The following is a 23,895-nucleotide window of genomic DNA, read 5'->3' as shown; positions in this document are numbered from 1 at the left end:
AATAATCTCAAAAACCCAGGTTCAGACAATAAGAAAGGTGAAGGCCGTTTCTCCTTCACCTTTTTACGACGGGAAATATCACCCGCCTGAAAATTAGCAGTATTACCTGCTTTATTATGCTGTCGTAAGTTATAGAAAATATGTGCCAATTGCTTTTTTATCAGCAGCTTTTTTTGCACATCAAATATGCAGGCTTTCCTTTTTAGCCATTAGTTGTTCCACCGTTTCCTGGTACATTTCATCAGGCACACAGCAGTCTACCGGACAAACAGCCGCACATTGGGGCTCTTCATGAAAACCCTGGCATTCCGTACACTTGTTAGGTGTGATGTAATACGTGTCAACACTGACCGGGGCATTTTTTTGATCTGCATCCACAATAGTTCCATCCAATAATGTAAAAGAGCCTTTTACAGAGGTACCATCTGAAATAGCCCATTCTACCCCGCCTTCATAAATGGCGTTATTCGGGCATTCAGGTTCACATGCTCCACAATTAATACATTCATCAGTTATCTTAATAGCCATACAATTATGATTAAATGAGTGATCTTATTTTTGCCAAACAAAATTAATCTTTGCAGATGAATTTACAACAACGCATCGATTTATTGGTAAGGCTCGGCGAATATATAAAATCTGACAACAACTTTTGGCAGCAAACAAAAGAAAAAGCCAGTCGGGAAAATGGATGGTTCATTCCTGAATTCATTGAATTATCCACTGATAATATTGCCACTTCTTTTTTACAAAAAGATAAACTTGAAACCTGGTGCAAAACTTATCAACTACCCCATGAAAACCCATCACCAAAAAAGGTTGGGATCGTTATGGCAGGAAATATTCCGCTGGTTGGATTTCATGATATGCTCTGCGTGTTCATCACGGGTCATATTGCCTGTATCAAGCTTTCGTCAAAAGACCAGGTTTTATTAAAGCACCTGGTTGAAATAATGGCTTCCTGGAATGAGGAAGTACGCAGTCTTATCATTTTTTCGGAGATGCTGAAAGGTTGCGATGCCTACATTGCCACAGGCAGCAATAACTCTGCGGGCCACTTTGAATATTATTTTGGAAAGTACGCTAATATTATCCGTCGCAACAGAACATCCGTGGCCGTATTAACCGGAAAAGAAACTACTGATGAATTGGAAAAACTGGCAGATGATGTTTACCTGTATTTTGGCTTAGGCTGTAGAAACGTAACGAAGATATTTGTGCCGGAAAATTATGACTTCATCAAATTGCTGACCGTCTTTAAAAAATATAATTACCTCGCTGACCACCATAAATACAAAAACAACTACGATTATAACCTGGCAATTCTCTTACTCAATAAAAAGGTTTATATGAGTACCGAATCTGTTCTGCTCGCTGAAGAATCTTCCATTTTTTCACCCATCAGCCAGTTGAATTATGAGTATTACGCTAACGAAACCGATCTTGCTGAATCATTAAAACAGAACGATTCCCTGCAATGTATCGTGGGAAAAAATTTTACCCCCTTTGGCCAGGCGCAAAATCCTTCCTTAACTGATTTTGCCGATGGAATTGATACAATTCGCTTCCTTCTTTCGCTCTAAGTCATAACAGCGTAATTTTCTCCGCAAACTTGGTTAAATTTGTATTGAAGTACGAAAGGCTTAGTAAATGATTTGTTAAACTGAACTGACGGTAAGAGAACTTGTTATGACAGTTTGTTATTTTGTGTGGCTAAGGCATACAATTTGAGTTAACCCTTGCTGAGCTTATTACTGAATAAAATAAAAATTAATAAAGAATATGAAATGGAAACAACTTCTACTGATTGTTGGTGTTAGTGCCGCTTCAGCCGTTGGCAGTGTGTGGACCTATGGAAAGCTTACTCATGAAAAAACAGCATTCGTACAATCCACCAATGGCAAACTTCCTGTCAACTATGCAGGTTTCAATGAAAATATTGCCGGCGCCCCGGCCGATGCGATTGACTTTACAAAAGCTGCTAATGCTGCAGTTCCCGCCGTCGTGCATATAAAAACAAAAATTCCTGCAAAAAAAATCAGCAATGATCTTCCACGTAACCGCAGAAACAGCGCTGAGGATTGGTTTGAGCAGTTTTTCAATTTTGGTCCGCAAATACAACCTGAGCAAAGAGCATCCGGAAGCGGTGTAATCATTAGCGATGACGGTTATATCGTAACCAATAACCACGTAATCTCTGATGGTGGAGCGGGTGTTGCCGACGAGATTACTGTAACATTGAGCAATAAGAAAGTTTATAAAGCTAAGCTGATTGGTAAAGATCCAAGCAGTGACCTGGCCGTATTGAAAATTGACGGTACTAACTTCCCATATATGATTTATGGCAACTCAGATAACCTGAAATTGGCACAGTGGGTTTTGGCAGTTGGTTATCCCTTGACATTAGAAACAACCGTAACAGCCGGTATTGTGAGTGCAAAAGGAAGGGCGATCGGCATCAATGCAAGACAAAGCCAGACACCGATTGAGTCGTTTATTCAAACAGATGCAGCCGTAAACCAGGGAAATAGTGGTGGTGCTTTAATCACTACTGATGGACAGCTCGTGGGTATTAATTCAGCTATATTGGCTCCTTCCGGTACGTACGCCGGTTACTCATTCGCCATACCTGTAAACCTGGTAAAGAAAATTGTGAATGACCTGATCAAATTTGGCGATGTTAAAAGGCCTTATTTGGGTGTGCAGGTTGATGAAACAAAAATTGAAGCTGGTGGTGGTGCACATATAGGTGCGGTGCCAAAAGATGGTGCAGCTGCAACAATCGGCTTGAGAAAGGGCGACATTATTACTGGTATTAACGATATTCCTATTAATTCATGGACTGAATTGCAGGGAACAATTGCCTCTTACAATGCTGGCGATAAGGTGAAGATTTCTTACAAGAGAGACGGTAAAGATTATTCGTCTACCGTAACATTAAGCTCCAAAGTTGGCACTTATGATGAAACCGCCTCTAACAGTAGCATCGGTGAAATGTTAGGCGCAGACCTGGAGACTCTCGACAAGAAAAAAGCAGAGCAGTATGAAGTGGATGGTGGCGTGGTCGTTAAGAAAATTAAAGATGGAGGTTCGATAAGCCGCACAAGAATGCAGGAAGGTTTTGTTATATTAAGTGTGAATGGCCAGGACGTTCGCAATGTACAGGCCCTTGGAAGAATGTTATCTGCTATGGAAGGAACTGTTCAATTAGAAGGTATTTACCCCGGATATGATGGCACTTATCGTTATCCATTGAATTTGGAAAGTCAATAAACTGATCACTGTAATTATAAAAAAATAAGAAAGCTCCGAAATCGGGGCTTTCTTATTTTAATATTCCGGCCAACTATCTTTCAAAGACAAAATAGTCCCATGCTTTCACAGTCAAATCATGTCCCGTAATAAATCTTTCGCCGCCAGCAGACAATGCATTATTGAATTCTCCTCTCAAATGTGTGTCAGTTATTGAAAGATCAAATGATGCGGATGATAAGTTCAGCACAATTAATACTTCTTTGTCATCGTGCTTGCGAAGATAAGCCAAAACATTTTCCCGGTGAGATGTTTGCAGCATATAGGTCGCAACATTCTTGTCGCCACCACGCAATGCAGGATGACTGGAATGAAGATTCAGTAATGCTTTATAAAAATCATGCAGCTCATATTTTCCGTTCCACTCAATCGTATCTTTTTCAAAAAACTCCAACCGCTTATTATTCGGTAGTTCCTGCCCGCTATAAATAAGCGGCACACCGTTCCATGTAGTGCTGAACACTGCCAATGCCTTCGCCATTTGTCCATACTTTTCATATTCGGTGCCGTTCCAGCTATTTTCGTCATGATTGCTGGTAAACCAGGCCCGCATGGAGCCATCGCCCAATTGGCTATACTGTTGCAGTAGCGAAGTCAAAACAGTCAGCGGTTTATGATGCTGGTAAAAATCTCTCGTTGTATGCATCCATTTCCAACTGTAACTGGCATCAAATACTTTTCCGTAATCAGGATTTTCCAGCTCATCAAATTCACCCAACCAAAACAAATGTTTCAATGAGTCAACCTGCGGTCTTGCTTCCTGCCAAAAGTCTACCTCTACCCAGGCAGCCAGATCACAACGGAAACCATCGATGTCTGCCTCTCTCACCCAATATTTCATCGCATCAATCATAGCCTTACGCATTAACTGATTGCTGTAATCGAGTTCAATGATGTCATCCATTCCACTGGCCATCAAAAAATCATTGGTGGATTCATCTTTCAGGTAATACTCCGGGTGTTCTTTCGTCCAAACATGATCCCATCCCGTATGATTAGCTACCCAATCAATCAACACTTTAAAGCCCTGTCGATGCGATTCTTTTACAAGTGCTTTGAAGTCATCCAATGTTCCAAACTCGGGATTAATGGCCGTATAATCCGAACAGGCATACTGGCTGCCCATTGAGCCTTTTTTGTTTTTTTGGGCTATGGGCGTTATTGGCATAAACCAAAGTGTTTTGATGCCCATATTCTTCAATCTTGGCAATTCATTTAGAAATGCGAGAAAAGTCCCCTCTGTAGTGTATTGTCGCAGGTTCACCTCATAAATATTTGTTGTATGTGCCCATGCCACAGTTTTTGCTATTGCCATCATATCGCCTTTTCCTGTTGTTTTTGTTTTTAAAGAATTATCGCCACAGCCCGCCAGCAGCACGGCAATCACAATAATTATACTATGGCGCATTTTCAGTACCATTTGGGTGAAAATAAGAACTTGAGGCGGCATGATGAAAAATAGTTACTGGTTCCATGCTATCAGTTGGCAGTAGGCAATTGCCGGTGCATTCTACTTCGGACAAAATTGGTAACTTGCGTCCCGATTTTCCTCCTAATCCCTGTCTGCCGTCAGGCAGACCTTCAATCCGGAAAATCATGGTTCTGCATGAAAAGTTTTGAAGTACCTATCATATACAGAAGTCCATTGATCACCGCTATCAAAAAAAAGCGGAAAGAAATGGATAAAATGAAAAAGCCTGCCTCGCCGTCAGGCAGGGATTTTACGCCTACCCTTTTGGACTTTGGACCCATTCATATTTACTTAGCACGCCATTTTGGATTTTGCTATGGAGTAGAAAATGCCATTGAAATAGCCTTCAGAACAGTAAATGAAAATCCGGGTAAAAGGATTTTTTTGTTGAGTGAAATGATCCATAACCCGCAGGTAAATGCCGATCTGCAGTCTCACGGAGTTGAATTCTTACAGGACACTTATGGCAAACAATTGGTACCCTTTTCCGCTTTGACGGCTGATGACATTGTAATCATTCCTGCATTTGGTACTACCCTTGCCATTGAACAACAATTAAAAAAGATCGGTATACAGATTGAAAAATACAACACCACCTGTCCCTTTGTAGAAAAAGTATGGAACCGCAGTGAAGCTATCGCTAAAAAAAATTACAGCATCATTATTCATGGCAAGCCCAATCATGAAGAAACAAGAGCTACTTTTTCTCATGCAGCCATCAATGCACCTTCAGTGGTGGTGAAAGACATGCAGCAAACAAAAGAGCTGGCAAAATATATAACCGGCGAAAAACCGGGTGAACAATTTTATTCCGAATTCAAAGGACAATACTCGGAAGGCTTTTCCATTGAGAAAGACCTGCAAAGAATTGGAGTGGTCAACCAAACCACCATGCTCGCTAGCGACACACAGGCTATCGCCGATTACCTGAAACAAGTGATGATGGATCATTACCAGTTAAACACTTCAACTATCGCGGAGCGATTTGCCGACACAAGAGATACTCTTTGCTATGCCACCAATGACAACCAAACAGCCGTCACCGGCATGTTGGAAACCGACGCTGATTTAGCGATCGTTGTTGGCGGCTACAATTCTTCCAATACCTCTCACCTTGTAGAATTGTGCGAGGAAAAACTACCTACTTATTTTATAAACAACGAGGAAAAGATTATTTCAGCTAAAGATATTCTTCATTATAATTTTCATACCAAAGAAGAATTATTGACCACGGGATATCTTCCGGATGAGGAGCCTGTAAAAATTCTTATCACCAGCGGGGCATCTTGTCCGGATGCAATTGTAGAAGGAGTTATAACAAGGTTGGTAAGTTTCTACAATGCTCCTAAAACCGTTGAGGATTTGATTGATAAGTTTCAGTAAAAAAATACCTCTAAAAGAAAAGTGACCTCGCATTAAGGTCACTTTTCTTTATTCCCTTATTCAGTCTTTTCTTTACTTATACAACAAATCATAATACTCATGCGCCATACGGTTGCTATCGAAACGGAAGCGAACATCCTCCATTCCATTTTTCATGATCTGGCGCCAGGTATTGTAATTGTCATAGTAAACAGGAAGGATTTCTTTTTCCAGTATTTCATACAATTTGTTTAGGTCATACTGATCCTGCTCATGCGTAGCCATATTAGCATAATCCGCTTTGGGCACCACAAAGCCATTGTGTCCATGGTTGATAAATTCGGGTATCCAACCATCATCAGTTGAAAAATTGACTGCGCCGTTCATGGCTGCCGTCATGCCACTGGTACCTGAAGCTTCGCGGGGCACACGGGGATTATTTAACCAACAGTCCGCTGCCTGTTTCAATCGTTTGGATAAAGCTAACTCGTAACCCGTAAGAACAGCTACATTCTTATGCTGTTTGCTTAAATACACCAGTTGGTTGAATTCGCTGATAGCAGGATGATCAACGGGGTAAGGCTTTCCGGCCCAGATAATTTGAACAGGATGCTTTGGATTGTTCAACAATTTTTTGAAACGTCCTTCATTGGTGGTAATAAGCCCGGCCCGCTTATAGCCCGCAAAACGTCGTGCCCATACTATCGTGAATACATCCGGATTAAATATTTTACCGGTTTGATCAGCTACAATATCAAAAGCTCTCTTTTTAAGATATTTTTTCCTGTCATCGATTCCATAATCATCACCGGCCTCTCTAAAGCGATACAATTGCTTATCCGCCCAATAACGATAATTCTGCGCATTGGTAATCGAAATGATCGGGCAAATGTCGTCGTATTTACTCCACATAGCCCTCGACACATGTCCGTGCAATTCAGATACACCATTGGCCAAATGAGCAAAGCGTAGGGCCACGAGGGAGTGATTGAAGGCGTCATCATTAATGCCTGTCAGTTTCTTTACTTCATCAACACTCAGCCCGCAGAAATAACTCATTTTATGACAGAGATAGATATCATGTTTTTCATTGCCCGCTTCTTCCGGTGTATGAGTTGTAAACACCAGTCTTTTCTTTACCTCATCTATCTTCCGGTTGAATTTGCCATAGAGATAAAACGCCGCCGACAAGCCATGCGCTTCATTCAGATGGTAAAGCTCCGGGTTAAAGCCCAATACATCCATCAATTTGGCGCCACCAACACCCAGTAAAATATATTGAGCCACTTTCGTAGCGACATTTGCATCATACAACCGGTGAGTAATCGTTTGTGATACATAATCATTCTCAGGCGTATCAGTTGATAAAAGAAATAATGGCGCCGATTTAAATGTTTCGGGATTCAGGTAAAATACTTTTACCCAAACCGGGTGTTCATGCACATTGATCTGGAATTTTATGTTCGTATCCTCGAGGAAACTATAGTTTTTTTCATTCCAGGCAACATCCAGGGTTTGATCCTGGTTTCGCTCCTGGTCGTAATACCCATATTTCCATAAAATACCTACACCAATTAAATTTTGTTTTAATTCATACGCACTACGCAAGTGTGAACCGGCAAGAAAACCTAAACCACCGCTGTAGATCTTCAACGGTTGATGCACAGCAAACTCCATGGAGAAATAAGCAACCCGTTTGGAATAATTCTGCTCGACAGGATATGGAACCTTAAAATTGGTAAAACTCATCTTTAAAAATTTAGTTTTTGGCAAGTTTTGAATTACTTCAAAAAAACGCTGAAACACCATCAAAATAGTGTCTCAACACTGTGTTGATTTTACACGAGGGCGCAAGATAAAGGTTAATTTGGAAATGGCTATTATTTGGGCTTTTTGGCCTTTACTGGCTTGGGTTTTGCTTCCTTTTTTCTTGGATAAATTCCGTCGAAAGAGCATCGCAATCCCCGTCGCGAACCACAGGCGTCAATTTCTTTTATCGTAACCGCTGAAGAAGAAAATTTGAATTGTAAAACACAGGGATCGCCTCCTTCCCTGTATTCTGCCAAGGTTGGTGATTTGATGATGGCCTCACCTTTTAGCTCACCGGTACATTCTCCGTTGTTTTTTTCAAAATGAATAAAAAAGCTGAGCCGGTCATTCTTTCGTCCATCCCTGAATGAAACGAGGTTCATTTTACCACTGCCATAATCAGCGGTATATTTTTGTTTGCGGGAAAATGTATCGATCGGGTTGGTCAACTCGCTTACCCTGTCGTCGAGTGCATCTGTCATAATCAGCATAAAACTTTTAGACCCGCTATTCAGCACATACACATCCTTTCCTTCACTCACCGTCCCATTCGCATTTTTTTTAAGTATTGTTTTATAAATCGAATAACGGGTGTCTATACTCGCTGCCTGCTGCGTAGCCGCCAGGTCATCTTGCTTTAAAAAAGGCATCCCGGCAATAAACTGTTGCTTTTTATCGAATCCGAGGATTAAAGCCGCTCTCTTATTTCCTGCAATAGTTTTTGCAAAAAGATAGGTTTCATCGCCATCAATTCTTGCCAGCGGATAAATTTTAATTTTAGTTGTTTTACCCAATGCCTGTGTCAGTATAGAATCAGGTACAAATTGTGTAAATACTTTGTAGCTGATCAGCAGCGAATCTTTTTCTTTCCTTAATAGCGTGCTGTCAGCAACCTGGTATGGAAGTTTTGCTGCCGGAAAAAAATCAATGAAATCAGCTATTTCAACCGGGTCTTCTCCCGAAAGTGATGGCTTTTTTGATTTGCAGCTTACCATCATGACAGCAAAAAGAACAAACAGGCAATACTTGCGAAATAGCAGCATAGTGACTCAATTGTAACGGCAAATTAACGGTTTCCGCCTTTATACTCAACAGAAAATTTGGATGGCTGATAATAATATTTTAGGTTTGTCTAAAAATAATTTTAGCTGTGTTGAATTATTCCACGAGTGAAGAAAATTACATCAAGGCTATTTTTCATCTGCAGAAAGGAGGAACAGTGACCACGAATGAACTGGCTGCCGAACTTCAAACAAAGCCTGCTTCCGTAACTGATATGATGAAAAAATTGAGCAGCAAAAAACTGGTTCATTACAAGGCTTATCATGGTTTCAATCTGACAAGTGAAGGTCGTAAAGTGGCATTGCTTATTATCCGCCGTCACCGGCTATGGGAATATTTTTTAGCGGAAAAATTAAAATTCAATTGGGATGAAGTACATGCCGTAGCGGAAGACCTGGAACATGTGAGCAGCAAAAAACTGATTGACAAACTGGATGAATACCTGGGGTTCCCCCGCTACGATCCGCATGGTGATCCAATTCCGGATGCCAGCGGAAAAATTGAAACCAGCAGGCAGGTTTGCCTGGCAAATTTGCCCTTAAATAAAATGGCAACTGTTTGTTATGTCAGCGATCAATCTACCGAAATGCTGGAATTGCTTAGCCATAAAAAAATTGGCATTGGCACAAAGTTGGAAACAAAAAAGAAATTCAATTTTGACAGCTCGCTTGAAATAAAAATCCGCCAGCAATCTCCTACCAATATCAGTGGCGAACTCGCCAAAAATATTTTTGTGAAATACGATGACTAAGAATTTACCCGATACATCATTGAGTGAAGTTCACGAAAGTGTCGACACTACTTCAGCCCATCGCCCCACGTGGAGACGTATTCTTTCTTTTTTTGGACCAGCTTACCTGGTTAGTGTGGGTTACATGGATCCTGGCAACTGGGCCACTGACCTCGCCGGTGGAAGTAAATATGGGTACAGTTTAATTTGGGTTTTGCTGATGAGCAATATCATGGCGCTGTTGCTGCAAAGCTTAAGTGCAAGATTGGGGATTGTAAGAGGTCGTGACCTTGCACAAGCCAACCGGGAAACATACCCCAAGCGAATGAATTTTGTGCTGTGGTTATTAGCTGAAATTGCGATTGCCGCAACAGATCTTGCAGAAATATTGGGAATGGCCATTGGCATCCAATTATTGACTGGCCTCCCATTGATATGGGGGGTTTCAATTACCGTGTTCGATACTTTCCTCCTTTTGTACCTGCAACGTCTGGGTATCCGCAAGATGGAGGCCTTTATTATCGGCTTAATTGGAGTGATAGGCATTTGTTTTCTGTTCAATATCATCATTGCACAACCTCAATTGCATGAAGTATTGAAAGGTTTCATTCCCTCGCTGCCAGAAGCCGCTGATCTTTATAAGACAAAAGGGATCACTAACGCATTACCCAAAGAAACTGCATTGTATTTAGCCATTGGTATAATTGGTGCCACCGTGATGCCGCATAATTTATACCTGCATTCGGCCCTCGTACAAACAAGGAAAATCAAAAAAAATCAACAGGGAATTAAACAAGCTTTAAAATGGAGTCTTATTGACAGCGCCGTTGCATTGAATATCGCTTTTTTGATCAATGCTGCTATCCTGATTTTGGCGGCCACAGTTTTTTTTCAAACGGGCAGAACCGAAGTAGGCGAAATAAAACAGGCTCATGAATTGTTGTCTCCTATGTTGGGTTCATCCATTGCCTCTACCTTGTTTGCCGTTGCCCTCATTGCATCGGGCCAGAGTTCCACGGTGACGGGTACGTTAGCAGGACAAATTGTAATGGAAGGCTACCTGCGTTTACGTATCAATCCCATTATGCGCCGGCTGATCACCCGCTTAGTAGCGATTATCCCTGCAATTATCGTCATTGCAGTTTTTGGCGAAGATGAGGTAGATAGTCTTTTAGTCTTTAGCCAGGTGGTGTTGAGCCTGCAACTGGGTTTTGCCATTATACCACTCATACATTTTGTAAGTGATAAAAAGACGATGGGCAGTTTTGCCATCAAACCCATTGTACAACTATTTGCCTGGTTGGTAGCGTCTGTATTGGTATATTTAAATTTAAAAATGCTGACACAGGAAGCTGTTGCTTTCTTTACCTCATCTGACAATATATTAGCTAAGGCTTTCATTGTAATAGCGGGGATTTTGTTCGTAGCCCTATTGGTCTTTTCTTTCATGTACCCCTTATCTGTAAAAACAAAAAGAGCAGCTTCAATTCAAATGCATCCTGAAATTCATGGCTTACAAAACATCCAGATCCCGGCTTATAAAAAGATCGCCGTTGCTTTGGACTTTAGCGAAAACGACATCCGGTTGTTGGCCTCTGCTATCGGGCAGGCAAGGCAGGATACCAGTTTTGTCTTAATACATATTGTAGAAAGCCCCACTGCCCGGATATTGGGTAACGAAACAGATGACTATGAAACTTTAAATGATCAGCAACGACTGGACACATTTGTAAGCCAGCTAAAAGAAAAAGGTTTTGATTCAAAAGGCATTTTGGGTTTTCAAAGCAGGGCCAAAGAAATTGTCAGAATCGTGCAGGAAGAAAACGCGGATATGCTGATCGTGGGAGCACATGGACACTCGGGATTAAAAGATTTTATTTATGGCGAAACGATCAATGCCGTTCGTCACGATTTAAAAATACCGGTGCTGATCGTGCATCTCTGACAATTAGCAAATGGCAATAGGCAAAGAACCTGATAGCCCTTAATCTTGCTAATTGCCAATTGTCTATTGCCGTTGACTCAGGCTGCATTATTTTTCGAGTGATTTCTAAGTAAATGCTTAAACCGGCTAAAGGTCTCAGGCTTGATATTAAGATAGCTGGCAAGATATTTTTGAGGTACCCGTTGCATTAGTTCGGGGTTCTTCATTACAAAATTTAAAAAACGTTCACGGGGAGTCATTTTTACCATTTGCATTTGCCAGCGATCACTAATCACCATGATATAAGTAACTACCAGACGACCCAGGTGTTCCATCTTTTTTGACTTCTTGTACAATTCTTCCAAATGTTCGTACTTAATAGAAACAACCACAGTCGGCTCGATGGCTTCAATATGATATTCGGAAGGATAGCGCCCCAGGAATGATTGCTGGCTCATGATGATCTGTCCTTCACGGGAAATTTGAGTATTGATTTCCTGGTGGCCCTTTTTATAATATTTGCGAACCAGCCCCTTTATAACAAAGTTGAAATATGGCTCTACTTCACCTGATTTGATAAGATATTCCTTCTTTCCAAAACGCCTGACTTTAATAATAGGCATGAAGTATTGCTCAAACTCTTCGTCTGTTATATTAACAAACTTATTCAGGTATTGGTGAAAAAGTCTTGTAGTATCCATGATTATTGTACCAAGAAAAGTTACGCAATAAATTGACCAAAATCAACCCCCTCTGAAAAAATTGTTTGCCTATCCTTAAAATTAACCCCCTGAGAATTGATTATAATACTTCGTGATAAATTGTAGATTTGCGGCCCTGTACCGCCAGTACAGCCATTGAATATTAACCTTAAAAAAAGTATTATGGCCCAAAAGATCAAAGTTGCAAAGCCGGTCGTTGAATTAGACGGAGATGAAATGACAAGAATCATCTGGAAGTTTATTAAGGACAAACTAATCCTGCCATATGTAGAACTGGATATAAAATATTATGACCTCGGAGTTGAATACCGGGATCAGACCAATGACCAGGTGACCATTGATGCGGCCAACGCCATCAAAGAACATGGAGTAGGTATCAAGTGCGCCACCATCACCCCTGATGAAGCAAGGGTAAAAGAGTTTAATCTGAAGCAAATGTGGAAGAGCCCGAACGGCACTATCCGCAATATCCTGGATGGAACGGTGTTTCGTGAGCCAATTGTGATCAGCAATATTCCAAGATTGGTTACCAACTGGACGGCTCCGATCATTGTTGGTCGTCATGCCTTCGGCGATCAATACCGGGCAACAGATACGGTCATCAAGGGCAAAGGAAAATTGACCATGACCTTTACGCCTGAAGGCGGTGGAGAGCCACAGACTTTCGAAGTATTCAACTACAAGGGAGATGGCGTCGCAATGACGATGTATAATACCGATGAAAGTATTATAGGTTTTGCAAGAAGCTGTTTCAATATGGCCCTGAGCAAAAAATGGCCGCTGTATTTGTCTACTAAAAACACTATTCTCAAAAAATATGATGGTCGTTTTAAAGATATTTTTGAAGACATCTATCAAAAAGAATTTAAAGCACAATTTGACGCCGCAGGTATCGTGTACGAGCACCGCCTCATCGATGACATGGTGGCTAGTGCTTTAAAATGGAACGGCAACTTTGTTTGGGCTTGTAAAAACTACGACGGCGACGTGCAAAGTGATACTGTAGCACAAGGTTTTGGCTCTTTAGGATTGATGACTTCTGTTTTGATTACTCCTGATGGTAAAACCATGGAGGCAGAAGCTGCACATGGAACGGTTACCCGTCACTATCGTGAACACCAGGCCGGCAAACCCACCAGCACCAATCCTATCGCATCCATCTTTGCGTGGACCAGGGGGCTTGCCTTTCGCGGTAAATTAGACGGCAACCAGGCCTTGATTGATTTCAGTAATGCATTAGAAGCAGTTTGTATTGAAACAGTAGAGCAGGGTAAAATGACAAAAGACCTGGCTGTCTGCATACACGGCAATAAAGTAAAACATGGTGAGCATTATTTGTATACCGAAGAATTTTTAGATGCTATTGATGCTAACCTGAAAAAGAAAATGGGATTATAATTCACCCGAGATTACCACAAATAGTCTTTCAGAATAAACCAAACAAAGGCGTTTCAGCAATGAGACGTCTTTTTTTTATCCCTGGCATGTTTATGATGAAGCCCCATGGTCGTCTTTACTGGTATGCTTACTTTCGTGGCTGGTAAATTATTGCAAGCATGACGATACGAAAAGCCTTGCCGGAAGATGTTTCGCTGATACATGATCTCGCCTGCCAAATATGGCCCTCTGCCTATGGCCATATCTTAACCCAGGAGCAGATTGATTATATGCTCAATAAAATGTACAATGAAAAGACTCTCCTTGAACAACTACAAAACAAGATAGATTTTGTCATTGTGTATGATGGAACGCAACCAGTAGGTTTCGCCGCTTTTGGACTTGAAAAGCCCGGTACTTACAAACTGCATAAGATATATGTCCTTCCATCCCAACAGGGCAAAGGCACGGGGCGTTTTCTATTGGATGAAATTGAAAAAACAATAGTGCAGCGGGGTGCACTAGGTTTATTACTGAATGTAAACCGGCAAAACAAAGCCAGGTTCTTTTACGAAAAATTGGGCTTCAGGGTCATAAAAGAAGAAGACATTGATATAGGCAATGGTTTTTTTATGAATGACTATGTGATGGAGAAGATATTGAGTCAGGAGTCAGGAGTTCGGAGCCCATCTAATGATTCCTGACTCCCCGACTCCAATCTCCCGACTCACTTTCCGCAGTGCATATATTTTTTCGGGTCGATCGGTGTTTCAAAATCATAAAGCAATAATTCCAACTTTTGCCCTGGTTGCAATATCCCGATAGCATCACCTGTTTTTACCTTTTGATCTTTTCTGACCGATGGTTTAGATACACCCGAGAGCCAAAACCAATAATCCTTATGATAAAAAACGATTTCCCATTTGCCCTCTTCATCCTTTTGTACATTACTGATTGTTGCATCGATGCAGGCTTTGACAAGGGTATCAGTCGTACTTGACAAGATAATTTTTGGTTCAGGTTGACCGACATTGATTGCCGCTTTTTCCGGGGCGTGCTGAACAGGATCAGTTAAAAAGCAGGACAGTTGAGGTAAGTCTTTCTTTTGTGCCGTCAGACTAAGGGGTAAACAAATAATCAGCAGGTACAGAAATTTAAGCATAACTTATTTTAATGAGTATGTATTTCCAATTTTTTAGCCATTTCCGAGCCCATGGCATCTGATGACGGTCCATAGCCATTTACCAATACGCCTTTATGACCGCGGTTACTTTCAATTGCGTACACAATCGCTTCGTCCGCCGGGTCACTGTTCCCTTCAAACCGGTAAACTTCTACGATCTCAAAATCCTCCGGATTTAATTTATCCTCGCGGCATACCAGGGAATTTTCATCCAGGTTAAAGTCAATGGTATAGCCTCTTTTCTTAAGGCCATTTACAGCCCCGGAAACCGTATCGTAGGTGTACATAAATGGTTGTTTTGAGTATTCCAAAGTTAACAAAGTCTGAGCCATATTCCCTGCCCAATCATATATAGAAAGTCTCACAGCTCATAGTTGATGGCTCGCAGCTTTCCCTTACCTTTGCCCCCGAAAAAAACTTATAAAATGTCTACACAAACTAAGTCCATTGACTTTTCACTCCCATATAAAGTAGCTGATATTTCATTAGCTGAATGGGGCCGTAAAGAAATTCGTTTAGCCGAAGCTGAAATGCCCGGCCTTATGTCGATTCGTGCTGAATACGGTCCTTCCCAACCACTGAAAGGCGCCCGTGTTGCCGGTTGTTTACACATGACCATTCAAACAGCCGTGCTCATCGAAACATTGGTGGCATTGGGTGCTGAAGTAAAATGGAGTTCTTGCAATATCTTCTCAACACAGGATCACGCCGCGGCTGCTATTGCTGCTGCCGGTATCGGCGTTTTTGCGTGGAAAGGCCAATCGCAGGAAGAAGCGGATTGGTGTATTGAACAAACCCTGTTCTTTGGTGGTAAAGACAGACCCCTGAACATGATCCTTGATGATGGTGGCGACTTGACTAATATGGTACTGGACACTTATCCTGAATTAGTACAACATGTAAAAGGTATCTCTGAAGAAACTACTACCGGTGTTCACCGTTTGTATGAAAGAGTAGCGAAAGGTACATTGCCGATGCCTGCTATCAATGTGAATGATTCTGTTACCAAATCTAAATTCGATAATAAATACGGCTGTAAAGAATCATTGGTTGATTCTATCCGTCGTGCTACGGATGTAATGCTGGCTGGTAAAATAGCAGTTGTTGGTGGTTATGGTGATGTTGGTAAAGGTTCTGCCGCTTCATTAGCAGGCGCCGGTTGCCGTGTTATCGTTACCGAAATCGATCCTATCTGCGCATTACAGGCTGCCATGGATGGCTTTGAAGTAAAGAAAATGATCGATGCCGTGAAAGAAGCTGACATTATTGTAACAGCTTCTGGCTGCCGCGACCTCATTACCGGTGCACACTTCAAACTGATGAAAGATAAAGCCATCGTTTGTAATATCGGTCACTTTGATATTGAAATTGATATTGCCTGGTTGAATACCAACTATGGTCATACAAAAGACACCATCAAACCACAGGTTGACATTTACAATATAGATGGTAAAGACATCATCATCCTGGCTGAGGGCCGCTTGGTAAACCTGGGTTGTGCCACAGGACACCCAAGCTTCGTAATGAGTAATTCTTTCAGTAACCAAACTTTGGCGCAAATAGAATTGTGGACCAACCACAAAAGCTACGAGAACAAAGTATATGTGTTGCCAAAAGTATTAGACGAAAAAGTTGCCCGCCTGCACCTGGCAAAAATTGGTGTTGTGCTGGATGAATTAACTACCGCACAATCTGAGTATTTAGGTATTAAGAAAGAAGGTCCGTTTAAGCCGGAATTGTATAGGTATTAAACCCATTTCCCCTAAAGGATAATGAATATAGGCCAGTCTCTTTTGGAGATTGGCTTTTTTATTTTACTAACCGCAGTATTGTTATTGCTATTATCAATTTCAGTTGACTTTTATTAACCAGGAATACAATGTCACCCCACGTCTGTTAAGGAGAAATTTCCTCCTTTTCCACCAATTTTTCTAACTTTCATAAAATGACCATTTATGAAAAACAGGATCGTGACCCTTATCTTGTCTGTTTGTTTTCTTCACCAAACAGCATTTTGCTTTCCCCATTTTTCAGACGAACCGAAGACATTGCCCATCGGCTCAACAGCTCCTGACTTTAAATTAAAAGGGATAGATAATAAAATTTATTCGCTGGCATCATTCAGCAAATACAATCTTCTTGTCATCATTTTCACTTGCAACCACTGCCCTACTGCTCAGGCTTATGAAGACCGTATCATTCAACTGGCAAAGGATTATACTCCCCAAAATGTGGGTATTGTTGCTGTTTCTCCAAACGATCCCGCTGCTGTTCGCCTGGATGAGCTGGGCTATACGGACATGAGTGATTCGTTTGAAGAAATGAAGATCCGGGCCAAACAAAAAAAGTTCAACTTTCCTTATCTCTATGATGGTAATAAACAAAGCATGTCAAAAGCTTATGGTCCGGTGGTAACGCCCCATGTTTTTATTTTTGATAAGCAACGAAAACTTCGCTACCAGGGCCGCATTGATGATGTAGAAAAGCCCGGCAAAACACCCAATCATTTTGATACGAGAAATGCGTTGGATGAACTGTTGCAAAACAAGGAAGTAACCAATCCTACTACCAAAGTATTTGGCTGCTCCATCAAATGGGCCGATAAAAATGATTGGGTAAAAAAAGGATTTGAAGACTGGGCAAAAGAGCCGGTATCACTCGAACTGATTGATGAAGCCGGGATAAAAGACCTGCTAAAAAATAATTCCGGCAAACTACGCCTCATCAATGTCTGGGCCACCTGGTGCGGTCCGTGCCTTATTGAATTTCCTGAATTCATTACTATTAACCGGATGTACCGCGAAAGAGATTTCGAATTCATCAGCATTTGCCTGGATGACACCGCCCGAAAACAAAAAGCATTAAGTTTTTTAAAGAACCGGCAGGCATCGAATAAAAATTATCTTTTCAATATTGACAACAAGTATGCTTTGATTGAAGCTGTTGACCCCAACTGGCAGGGAGCTCTTCCTTATACGTTAATTGTGGAGCCAGGTGGAAAAATTTTCTATGCAAAACAATACCTGATCGATCCGGCAAAAATGAAAAAGATGATTGTGGATCATCCTTTGATCGGGAGGTATTATTAAGAATCTATGTCTTCTATTTTTCCTGAGCATTGAAAATTGAGCGATGAGCATTGGAGATTTAATTCAGCAGAAAAAATGTTCAATATTCTCCCGATAATCATCGGGATCAATGCTTAATGCTCAATAACGCTACCCTCAGAAATACCTAACTTTGATCTGCGATCACTGCAAGTCATCTCACAAATTTCTCATCGCATAAACGGATTCATTTTTAAAAAACTTTATGTATGAGAGTCACAAAGCTGATCATATTATCCATCTGGCTTTTGCCTGTGCAGCAGGATATTCATGTGAAGCGGCGGGAAGAGATGGTAAAACGACAGATAGAAGAACGTGGCATCCATGATGCTGCAACATTGGCGTCATTGAGAAAGGTTCCCCGACATTTGTTTGTTCCCAAAAACAGTATCGATGATGCCTATGACGATCGTCCCCTCCCTATTGGTTTCGGACAAACGATATCCCAGCCTTATATTGTTGCCTACATGACTGAGATTGTAAGACCACAAGCGAGCCATCGTGTGTTGGAAATCGGAACTGGATCAGGTTACCAGGCCGCCATACTTTCAAACATTGTCAAGGAAGTGTATACGATCGAGATCATTGATACGTTGAGCAAGCGGGCAAGATCCCTTTTCACCCAACTCAATTATAAAAATATCTCGGCAAAAACGGATGACGGATACTATGGCTGGAAAGAGAAGGCACCCTTTGATGCTATCATTGTCACCGCTGCAGCAGAACATATTCCCCCACCACTGATAGAACAGTTGAAGGAAAACGGACGAATGATCATACCCGTTGGCTCACCCTTTATGGTGCAGCAACTAATGCTCGTGGAGAAAAAAAATGGGAAAGTCCGTACCACCAGTATGATGCCTGTTCGCTTTGTTCCTTTTAAAAGAAGTCAATGAGCCGGCTGCTTTCTTATCACAACAGACTATTGACAGCCGTGGCTCTGCTTTCCGTGGCACTTATCGCTTACCAGGTTGCTATCATTCAATTACTTTCTTATGTGCAATGGTATCATTATGCCAATATGGTTATATCCATAGCCTTGCTGGGCTTTGGCGCTGCGGGAACAGTTCTGTCGCTGCTGCGAAAACAGCTGCTTAATCACAGCAACCTGTTACTGCCGCTATTGATGATTGCAAGCGGTCTTATGATGGTGTTGGCGGTATGGCTTAGCCGGAGCGGCTTTGCACGTTTCGATTCTTATCTTCTTTTTGTGAACCGTAGTCAGTGGCTATCGCTCCTCATAAATTACCTGCTTTTCTTTTTTCCTTTTTTCTTTGGTGCGCTGGCATTAGGGATCATTTTTGTAAAATATGTTGCAGGCATTGGCAAAGCGTACTTTTTTAATCTTTTAGGTTCCGGTATTGGAGCGATAATAGCCGCGTTTCTTGCGGGATATTTTTTCCCCGCTGTGTTACCCATGGTAATAGCACTAATAGCTGTACTTGCAGGTCTCTTCTTATTGCAGCGCAACAATCGTTTTCTGGTCATTTCATTTGCCCTTATCACGGTGCTGCTGACATTTTACAGAATCATACAGCCTGTTAACCTTACAATGTCTGAATACAAAAATTTGAGTCGCACACTTAATTTACCGGCTGCGCAAATTACCCTGAGAAAAGCAAGTCCTTATGGCTTTGTTGAAATGGTTTCGGCTGATGCACTGCGCTATGCCCCCGGATTAAGCCTCGCTTTTACCGGGGAAGTAGCCGTAAAAAAAGCCGTGTTTAGTAATGGCGACTGGCTCGGCCCAATGATTTCATTGAAGCAAAAAGATACCTCGCACCTGCTTGACTACACGACCATGGCACTTCCGTACATATTAAAAAAAAGGGACAGAGTTCTTGTGTTGCATGCAGGAACGGGATTATCGGTTTCCCATGCCATCAGCAGGAATGCTTCAACTATTGATGCCGTTGAGCCTCACAAAACCATTAACGATCTTTTACTTCATGAACTTGCTGACGACAGTGATTCACTTTACCATCATCCGGCAGTGAAGATTCACAGCATCGAGCCCCGAACTTTTTTATCTGCCACGCAAAAAAAATTTGACCTGATACAACTGCCGATGATTGGCTCCTTCGGCGGCAGTGCAGGCTTATACGCCATGCGGGAAGAATACAGCCTCACCAAAGAAGCCTTCCTGCAAATGTGGAATTTATTAGCAGATGATGGAGTGATCAGCATCAACGCCTGGATGGATTATCCTTTCCGAAATCCTTTAAAGATTGCGGCAACTATTACCGAAACAGCAGAAGCAGCAGGCCTGGCATCTATTCATTCACATATAACAGCCGTCCGAAGTTGGGGCACTATTAGTTTCCTGTTAAAAAAATCGCCTTTCACTTCATCAGACACATCCGCTACCCGTCAATTTTGCAATACGCTTTTTTTTGATCCTGTTTTTCTTCCGGGAATAACAGCGGAAGAACGTACATTTTATAATGGGATGACCGATACTTCTTTCTTTTCTTACATGGATGAGTTGTTGTCAGGAAACAGGGACCGTTTGTATAAAGAATATGATTTTTATCTACAGCCCGCCACAGATGATAAACCTTATTTTTCACAATACCTGCGTGTCAAAAGTCTTCCTCATCTTACCAGCATCTTTGGCTCCCAATCAGTTCCCTTTTTAGAGTTGGGTTGGCTTATATCCATTGTTACGTTTTTACAATTATCCGTGTTGGCCTTACTCCTCATTATTCTACCCTTGTTTAAAATTGGCTGGAAAGGGAACTACAAGTTCGGGACATTTTTATATTTCAGCGGCATCGGTATTGGCTATATGTTTTTGGAAATCGTTTTGCTCCAAAAATTCATCCTGTTTTTTGGCAATCCTGTACATACGGCTGCAGGTGTGATCGGCGTAATGCTTATTGCATCAGGCATTGGCAGTTATTATTCATCAGGGTTCGGAACAAACACGTCTACTATAAAAAAAATATTGCTATTGATTGCCGGCATTTTATTACTATACTCGTTCGTACTGCCAGCATTCCTGCAAAATATCGTTGGGCTTGGCCTTGCCCCAAAGTCCGTCATTTCAATTATCATCATTGCCGTGCCTTCCTTATTGATGGGCATACCTTTTCCGATGGGTCTAAGATTATTATCCCGCATAGAGGAAAAAAATATTCCCTGGGCCTGGGGCATCAATGGTTGCATGTCGGTGATCAGCGCTGCATTGGCCGCTTTACTTGCTGTAGAGGCGGGTTTTACTATGGTGATGTTGTTATCAGCCCTTGCCTATGCATTAAGTTTGTTTGCAGTATTTAACCTTCGTTTGCAGGGATAATTAAACTAAAGCCAACTCCTTGATTATTGTTTAAAACTATGGCATGTATTCTTTCATTCGCGTCGTATCATCCCCGAATTTCCAATAATTACTGGTCAGAATTCAACGGGTAGTTTTATTTTCTTCACCAACCTATCCAGGTTCTCCAATGATTTTTTAAACCGGTCTTCCATTTTCTTTTTCATCAGCAGGTTGAACGTTAGTTGTAAAGGCAGGCTTCTCCTCAGATAAAATTCAAGCGTCAGCTTTGACTTTCTCTCTCCTAATTTCTCCAAAATAAAATATAAAGAGCTTCTTTTGTTTTCCTCTGTTTCGCTAAACACAATTTTACTATCAGGATCATACAAAAAACTGCTGCTGATCATAAACACTTCTTCTTTTTCCAGCACACAACGATGCCTCGTACCCACACCCGGCAGCAAATGATCAACCTCGTCGATCGCCTTAACGCCTTCCTGCCATTGAGGTCGCAGTTCAAAATGTCCGGCAGTATAAAACAAGGTTTTGATATCAACATCGTATTCCCGGGACACCACTATCATCTTCACCCTATTCTCAATTTCCAGGGCTGGAGGTGTTTCAGGTGGTAGTTCATTCCTTAGCTCACTCAACTGAGTATAATGGAAGGGTATTTCCCCGGTTTCGGTTTGTTTGGAACTGCTGTCCCACTTCATCCAATGCGCATAGCCGGAGGGCTTGCCGTTATGGCTGACACTATTTGTTACCAGCCAATATTCATGTTGCTCAATATCATTTTTCAAGAGTTGGTGTGCAACAATTACATCTTTACCAATTAGCTTATAAAAATTCTTAACCGTGTACCCGGTAAATTCACCGTAATGCGTAACTATTTTTAAAGAGAGGTTGACAGCTGATATGCAAGCTTTGCATTGACAAAAGCGACGATGTTCGTAGCCCAGGAGGTGGCTGTGAAAAGAGCAAAACATTTTTTTTACCTGCTGATAAATTGCATCCAGATCCGGAGACTCACCAAATTTGTAAAACAAAATAGCATCGCCTTCTACTTCTGAAACTTCTAATCCAAGCTGGTTTGAATCGATCAGTATTTCCAGCAATTCCTGGATGATATGACGGCTATGCTCTATCTCCATATCCGTAACAAAGCGGGTAAATCCACTTATATCCGGGATAAAAAGCAAGCCTTTATTTTCCATTTTTTATCTAAAGTTACCTTCAATTTAGCTTTCCTAAGGAAAATACAAAAGCATCATTTATCTTTTTTAATTCATCCTATTTTCACTGATAACCCGTGATTTGCATGTGATTTGAAGACAATGCTGCCAAATAAGCATGACTTATTTTCAGCCAGCTATTTTCATATGTATTCTTTTGGTTTTCATTAACCTATACATGGCAAGTATATTTCCTAAGGCCAAAAAGTTATGAGATTCGGTTTTTGCTGAGTACGTTTGATCCCGGTTGTAATAACAACACACCAGTACATCGCTGCGGATTAAATGAAAAGCCTCATTACCGTACCCTCCGTAGCAATTCAAGTACTCATATTTCCAATATTCTATCGTTAAAATTCCTTCCTCTCTCCTATGCTGAACATTTAATCCAAACCTTCGGGTCGGCATTGTTTTACCCTAAAAAAGAAAACGATGTTGAAAAGAAAGCTACTCCGATCAGGTCTTTTTGCAAATGGATTGTTGGTTATTCTCGCTGCAGTACATGCAACAGGTACACAACAATCATCCGGCGCTCCACAACAAGCTACCACAGATTCGGCCATGCAATGGCTGACGCTTGATGAAGAATTGTTACAGTTTTCCGGCCTTACAGCAACAATCGCTGAAGATGTTCCCCGGATCAAACTAAATAAAGAAGCCGCCAGGTTCACTAAAACTTACATTGCAGATAACAGCGAAATGCTTGAAAAAGTCAAACAGCGAAGTCCTGCCTTTTTCAAGATCATGGACACAATTTTCAGCAAGTACAAGTTGCCATTAGAACTAAAACACCTGGCCATAGTGGAATCGCAATTGAACACCACTGCAAGGTCACGTGTTGGTGCAGTAGGTACCTGGCAACTGATGGCCACCACTGCCCGTTTACTTAAACTCAAAGTGACAAGCAGGTATGATGAACGTAAGCATCTGTTCAAGAGCACTGTGGCCGCTGCTAAATACCTGCGTGATCTCCACGGTTTATTTGATGACTGGTTGCTGACGATTGCCGCCTACAATTGTGGTCCCGCCCCTGTATATGCTGCTATACGAAAGTCTGGTAGCAGAAATTTTTGGAAGTTGCAGTATTTTTTGCCGAAAGAAACAAGAGGGCATGTAAAAAAATTCATTAGCACTCATTATTATTTTGAAGGGCAGGGAAGCATTACCACCGTTACCAAACAGGAAGCACATATGTATAGAAAAACAATGCTTGCTTTTGCTGAAAAACATAACCGTCTCTTAAAGGAAAAACAAATGGCAGATGCTGCAACAGTCACTACAGATACTACCTGTGTTGAAGATAAAATAGTAGCCCGGGCCAATTTGATTGCTGAAAAATAACTAT

Annotated in this window: 20 protein-coding genes; 12 read left to right on the top strand and 8 right to left on the bottom strand. The window is 41.5% G+C overall.

Going from position 1 to position 23,895, the window contains the following annotated elements; genetic code table 11:
- Positions 1 to 180: 180 nt before the first annotated feature.
- Complete coding sequence (locus tag ACFEL9_RS07400; protein ID WP_385887811.1) at positions 181 to 528, bottom strand: 4Fe-4S dicluster domain-containing protein; 348 nt, start codon at positions 526 to 528, stop codon at positions 181 to 183.
- A gap of 56 nt (positions 529 to 584) precedes the next feature.
- On the opposite strand from ACFEL9_RS07400, the gene ACFEL9_RS07395 reads away from it, so the two are divergent.
- Both ACFEL9_RS07395 and ACFEL9_RS07390 read left to right on the top strand, forming a co-directional pair.
- Positions 585 to 1,583 carry an acyl-CoA reductase gene (locus ACFEL9_RS07395; protein ID WP_385887808.1) on the top strand — a complete coding sequence of 333 codons (999 nt, stop codon included), beginning with the start codon at positions 585 to 587 and terminating at the stop codon, positions 1,581 to 1,583.
- Between the two features lie 199 nt (positions 1,584 to 1,782).
- Positions 1,783 to 3,273 carry a trypsin-like peptidase domain-containing protein gene (locus ACFEL9_RS07390; RefSeq protein ID WP_385887806.1) on the top strand — a complete coding sequence of 497 codons (1,491 nt, stop codon included), beginning with the start codon at positions 1,783 to 1,785 and terminating at the stop codon, positions 3,271 to 3,273.
- A 73-nt stretch (positions 3,274 to 3,346) separates the two neighbouring features.
- Here the strand turns inward: ACFEL9_RS07390 and ACFEL9_RS07385 are convergent, their stop codons facing one another.
- Positions 3,347 to 4,720, bottom strand: a complete 1,374-nt coding sequence (locus tag ACFEL9_RS07385; protein ID WP_385887804.1) for an alpha-amylase family glycosyl hydrolase — start codon at positions 4,718 to 4,720, stop codon at positions 3,347 to 3,349.
- 198 nt (positions 4,721 to 4,918) lie between these two features.
- Here ACFEL9_RS07385 and ACFEL9_RS07380 point away from each other — a divergent pair, with 198 nt between their 5' ends.
- Positions 4,919 to 6,166: a 4-hydroxy-3-methylbut-2-enyl diphosphate reductase gene (locus ACFEL9_RS07380; protein WP_385887801.1), complete on the top strand. Its 1,248-nt coding sequence runs from the start codon at positions 4,919 to 4,921 to the stop codon at positions 6,164 to 6,166.
- A gap of 72 nt (positions 6,167 to 6,238) precedes the next feature.
- Here the strand turns inward: ACFEL9_RS07380 and glgP are convergent, their stop codons facing one another.
- Together glgP and ACFEL9_RS07370 are read right to left on the bottom strand one after the other, a co-directional pair.
- Positions 6,239 to 7,894 (bottom strand): alpha-glucan family phosphorylase, encoded by a 1,656-nt coding sequence (gene glgP / locus ACFEL9_RS07375; RefSeq protein ID WP_385887798.1) that lies wholly within the window; start codon positions 7,892 to 7,894, stop codon positions 6,239 to 6,241.
- Between the two features lie 131 nt (positions 7,895 to 8,025).
- On the bottom strand, positions 8,026 to 8,997 hold the full coding sequence (locus ACFEL9_RS07370; RefSeq protein WP_385887795.1) for a hypothetical protein: 972 nt from the start codon (positions 8,995 to 8,997) through the stop codon (positions 8,026 to 8,028).
- A gap of 107 nt (positions 8,998 to 9,104) precedes the next feature.
- Between ACFEL9_RS07370 and ACFEL9_RS07365 the strand changes: the two genes are divergently transcribed.
- Complete coding sequence (locus ACFEL9_RS07365; protein ID WP_385887793.1) at positions 9,105 to 9,767, top strand: metal-dependent transcriptional regulator; 663 nt, start codon at positions 9,105 to 9,107, stop codon at positions 9,765 to 9,767.
- Positions 9,760 to 11,691: an Nramp family divalent metal transporter gene (locus tag ACFEL9_RS07360; RefSeq protein ID WP_385887790.1), complete on the top strand. Its 1,932-nt coding sequence runs from the start codon at positions 9,760 to 9,762 to the stop codon at positions 11,689 to 11,691. Before ACFEL9_RS07365 ends, ACFEL9_RS07360 begins: the two co-directional genes overlap by 8 nt.
- 77 nt (positions 11,692 to 11,768) lie before the next feature.
- On the opposite strand, the gene ACFEL9_RS07355 is transcribed toward ACFEL9_RS07360, so the two are convergent.
- Complete coding sequence (locus tag ACFEL9_RS07355; RefSeq protein WP_385887787.1) at positions 11,769 to 12,371, bottom strand: Crp/Fnr family transcriptional regulator; 603 nt, start codon at positions 12,369 to 12,371, stop codon at positions 11,769 to 11,771.
- A gap of 183 nt (positions 12,372 to 12,554) precedes the next feature.
- On the opposite strand from ACFEL9_RS07355, the gene ACFEL9_RS07350 reads away from it, so the two are divergent.
- Positions 12,555 to 13,790, top strand: a complete 1,236-nt coding sequence (locus tag ACFEL9_RS07350) for an isocitrate dehydrogenase (NADP(+)) (protein ID WP_385887784.1) — start codon at positions 12,555 to 12,557, stop codon at positions 13,788 to 13,790.
- Positions 13,791 to 13,948: 158 nt separating this feature from the next.
- Positions 13,949 to 14,473, top strand: a complete 525-nt coding sequence (locus ACFEL9_RS07345) for a GNAT family N-acetyltransferase (protein ID WP_385887782.1) — start codon at positions 13,949 to 13,951, stop codon at positions 14,471 to 14,473.
- Between the two features lie 23 nt (positions 14,474 to 14,496).
- Here the strand turns inward: ACFEL9_RS07345 and ACFEL9_RS07340 are convergent, their stop codons facing one another.
- Both ACFEL9_RS07340 and ACFEL9_RS07335 read right to left on the bottom strand, forming a co-directional pair.
- Positions 14,497 to 14,931, bottom strand: a complete 435-nt coding sequence (locus tag ACFEL9_RS07340) for a M23 family metallopeptidase (protein ID WP_385887779.1) — start codon at positions 14,929 to 14,931, stop codon at positions 14,497 to 14,499.
- A gap of 8 nt (positions 14,932 to 14,939) precedes the next feature.
- Entirely contained in the window at positions 14,940 to 15,317 is a 378-nt protein-coding gene (locus tag ACFEL9_RS07335; protein ID WP_385887776.1) for a hypothetical protein, read from the bottom strand.
- 60 nt (positions 15,318 to 15,377) lie between these two features.
- Between ACFEL9_RS07335 and ahcY the strand changes: the two genes are divergently transcribed.
- From ahcY to ACFEL9_RS07315, 4 genes are all read left to right on the top strand, one after another.
- A complete protein-coding gene (gene ahcY, locus ACFEL9_RS07330; protein ID WP_385887774.1) occupies positions 15,378 to 16,703 on the top strand; it encodes an adenosylhomocysteinase in 1,326 nt (441 codons plus the stop codon).
- A 204-nt stretch (positions 16,704 to 16,907) separates the two neighbouring features.
- Entirely contained in the window at positions 16,908 to 18,041 is a 1,134-nt protein-coding gene (locus ACFEL9_RS07325) for a redoxin family protein (protein WP_385887771.1), read from the top strand.
- 227 nt (positions 18,042 to 18,268) lie between these two features.
- Positions 18,269 to 18,955 carry a protein-L-isoaspartate(D-aspartate) O-methyltransferase gene (locus tag ACFEL9_RS07320; protein ID WP_385887768.1) on the top strand — a complete coding sequence of 229 codons (687 nt, stop codon included), beginning with the start codon at positions 18,269 to 18,271 and terminating at the stop codon, positions 18,953 to 18,955.
- Complete coding sequence (locus tag ACFEL9_RS07315; protein WP_385887765.1) at positions 18,952 to 21,357, top strand: spermidine synthase family protein; 2,406 nt, start codon at positions 18,952 to 18,954, stop codon at positions 21,355 to 21,357. The genes ACFEL9_RS07320 and ACFEL9_RS07315 overlap by 4 nt, the downstream gene beginning before the upstream one ends.
- A 95-nt stretch (positions 21,358 to 21,452) precedes the next feature.
- Here the strand turns inward: ACFEL9_RS07315 and ACFEL9_RS07310 are convergent, their stop codons facing one another.
- Complete coding sequence (locus tag ACFEL9_RS07310) at positions 21,453 to 22,532, bottom strand: DUF2652 domain-containing protein (RefSeq protein ID WP_385887763.1); 1,080 nt, start codon at positions 22,530 to 22,532, stop codon at positions 21,453 to 21,455.
- A 450-nt stretch (positions 22,533 to 22,982) separates the two neighbouring features.
- On the opposite strand from ACFEL9_RS07310, the gene ACFEL9_RS07305 reads away from it, so the two are divergent.
- Positions 22,983 to 23,891 carry a lytic transglycosylase domain-containing protein gene (locus tag ACFEL9_RS07305; RefSeq protein ID WP_385887760.1) on the top strand — a complete coding sequence of 303 codons (909 nt, stop codon included), beginning with the start codon at positions 22,983 to 22,985 and terminating at the stop codon, positions 23,889 to 23,891.
- Positions 23,892 to 23,895: the final 4 nt, after the last annotated feature.

Source organism: Terrimonas alba (assembly GCF_042434975.1).
GTDB lineage: Bacteria > Bacteroidota > Bacteroidia > Chitinophagales > Chitinophagaceae > Terrimonas_B > Terrimonas_B alba.
Note: the sequence above shows the minus strand (reverse complement) of the source record. Positions and strands in the feature narration are given on the sequence as shown.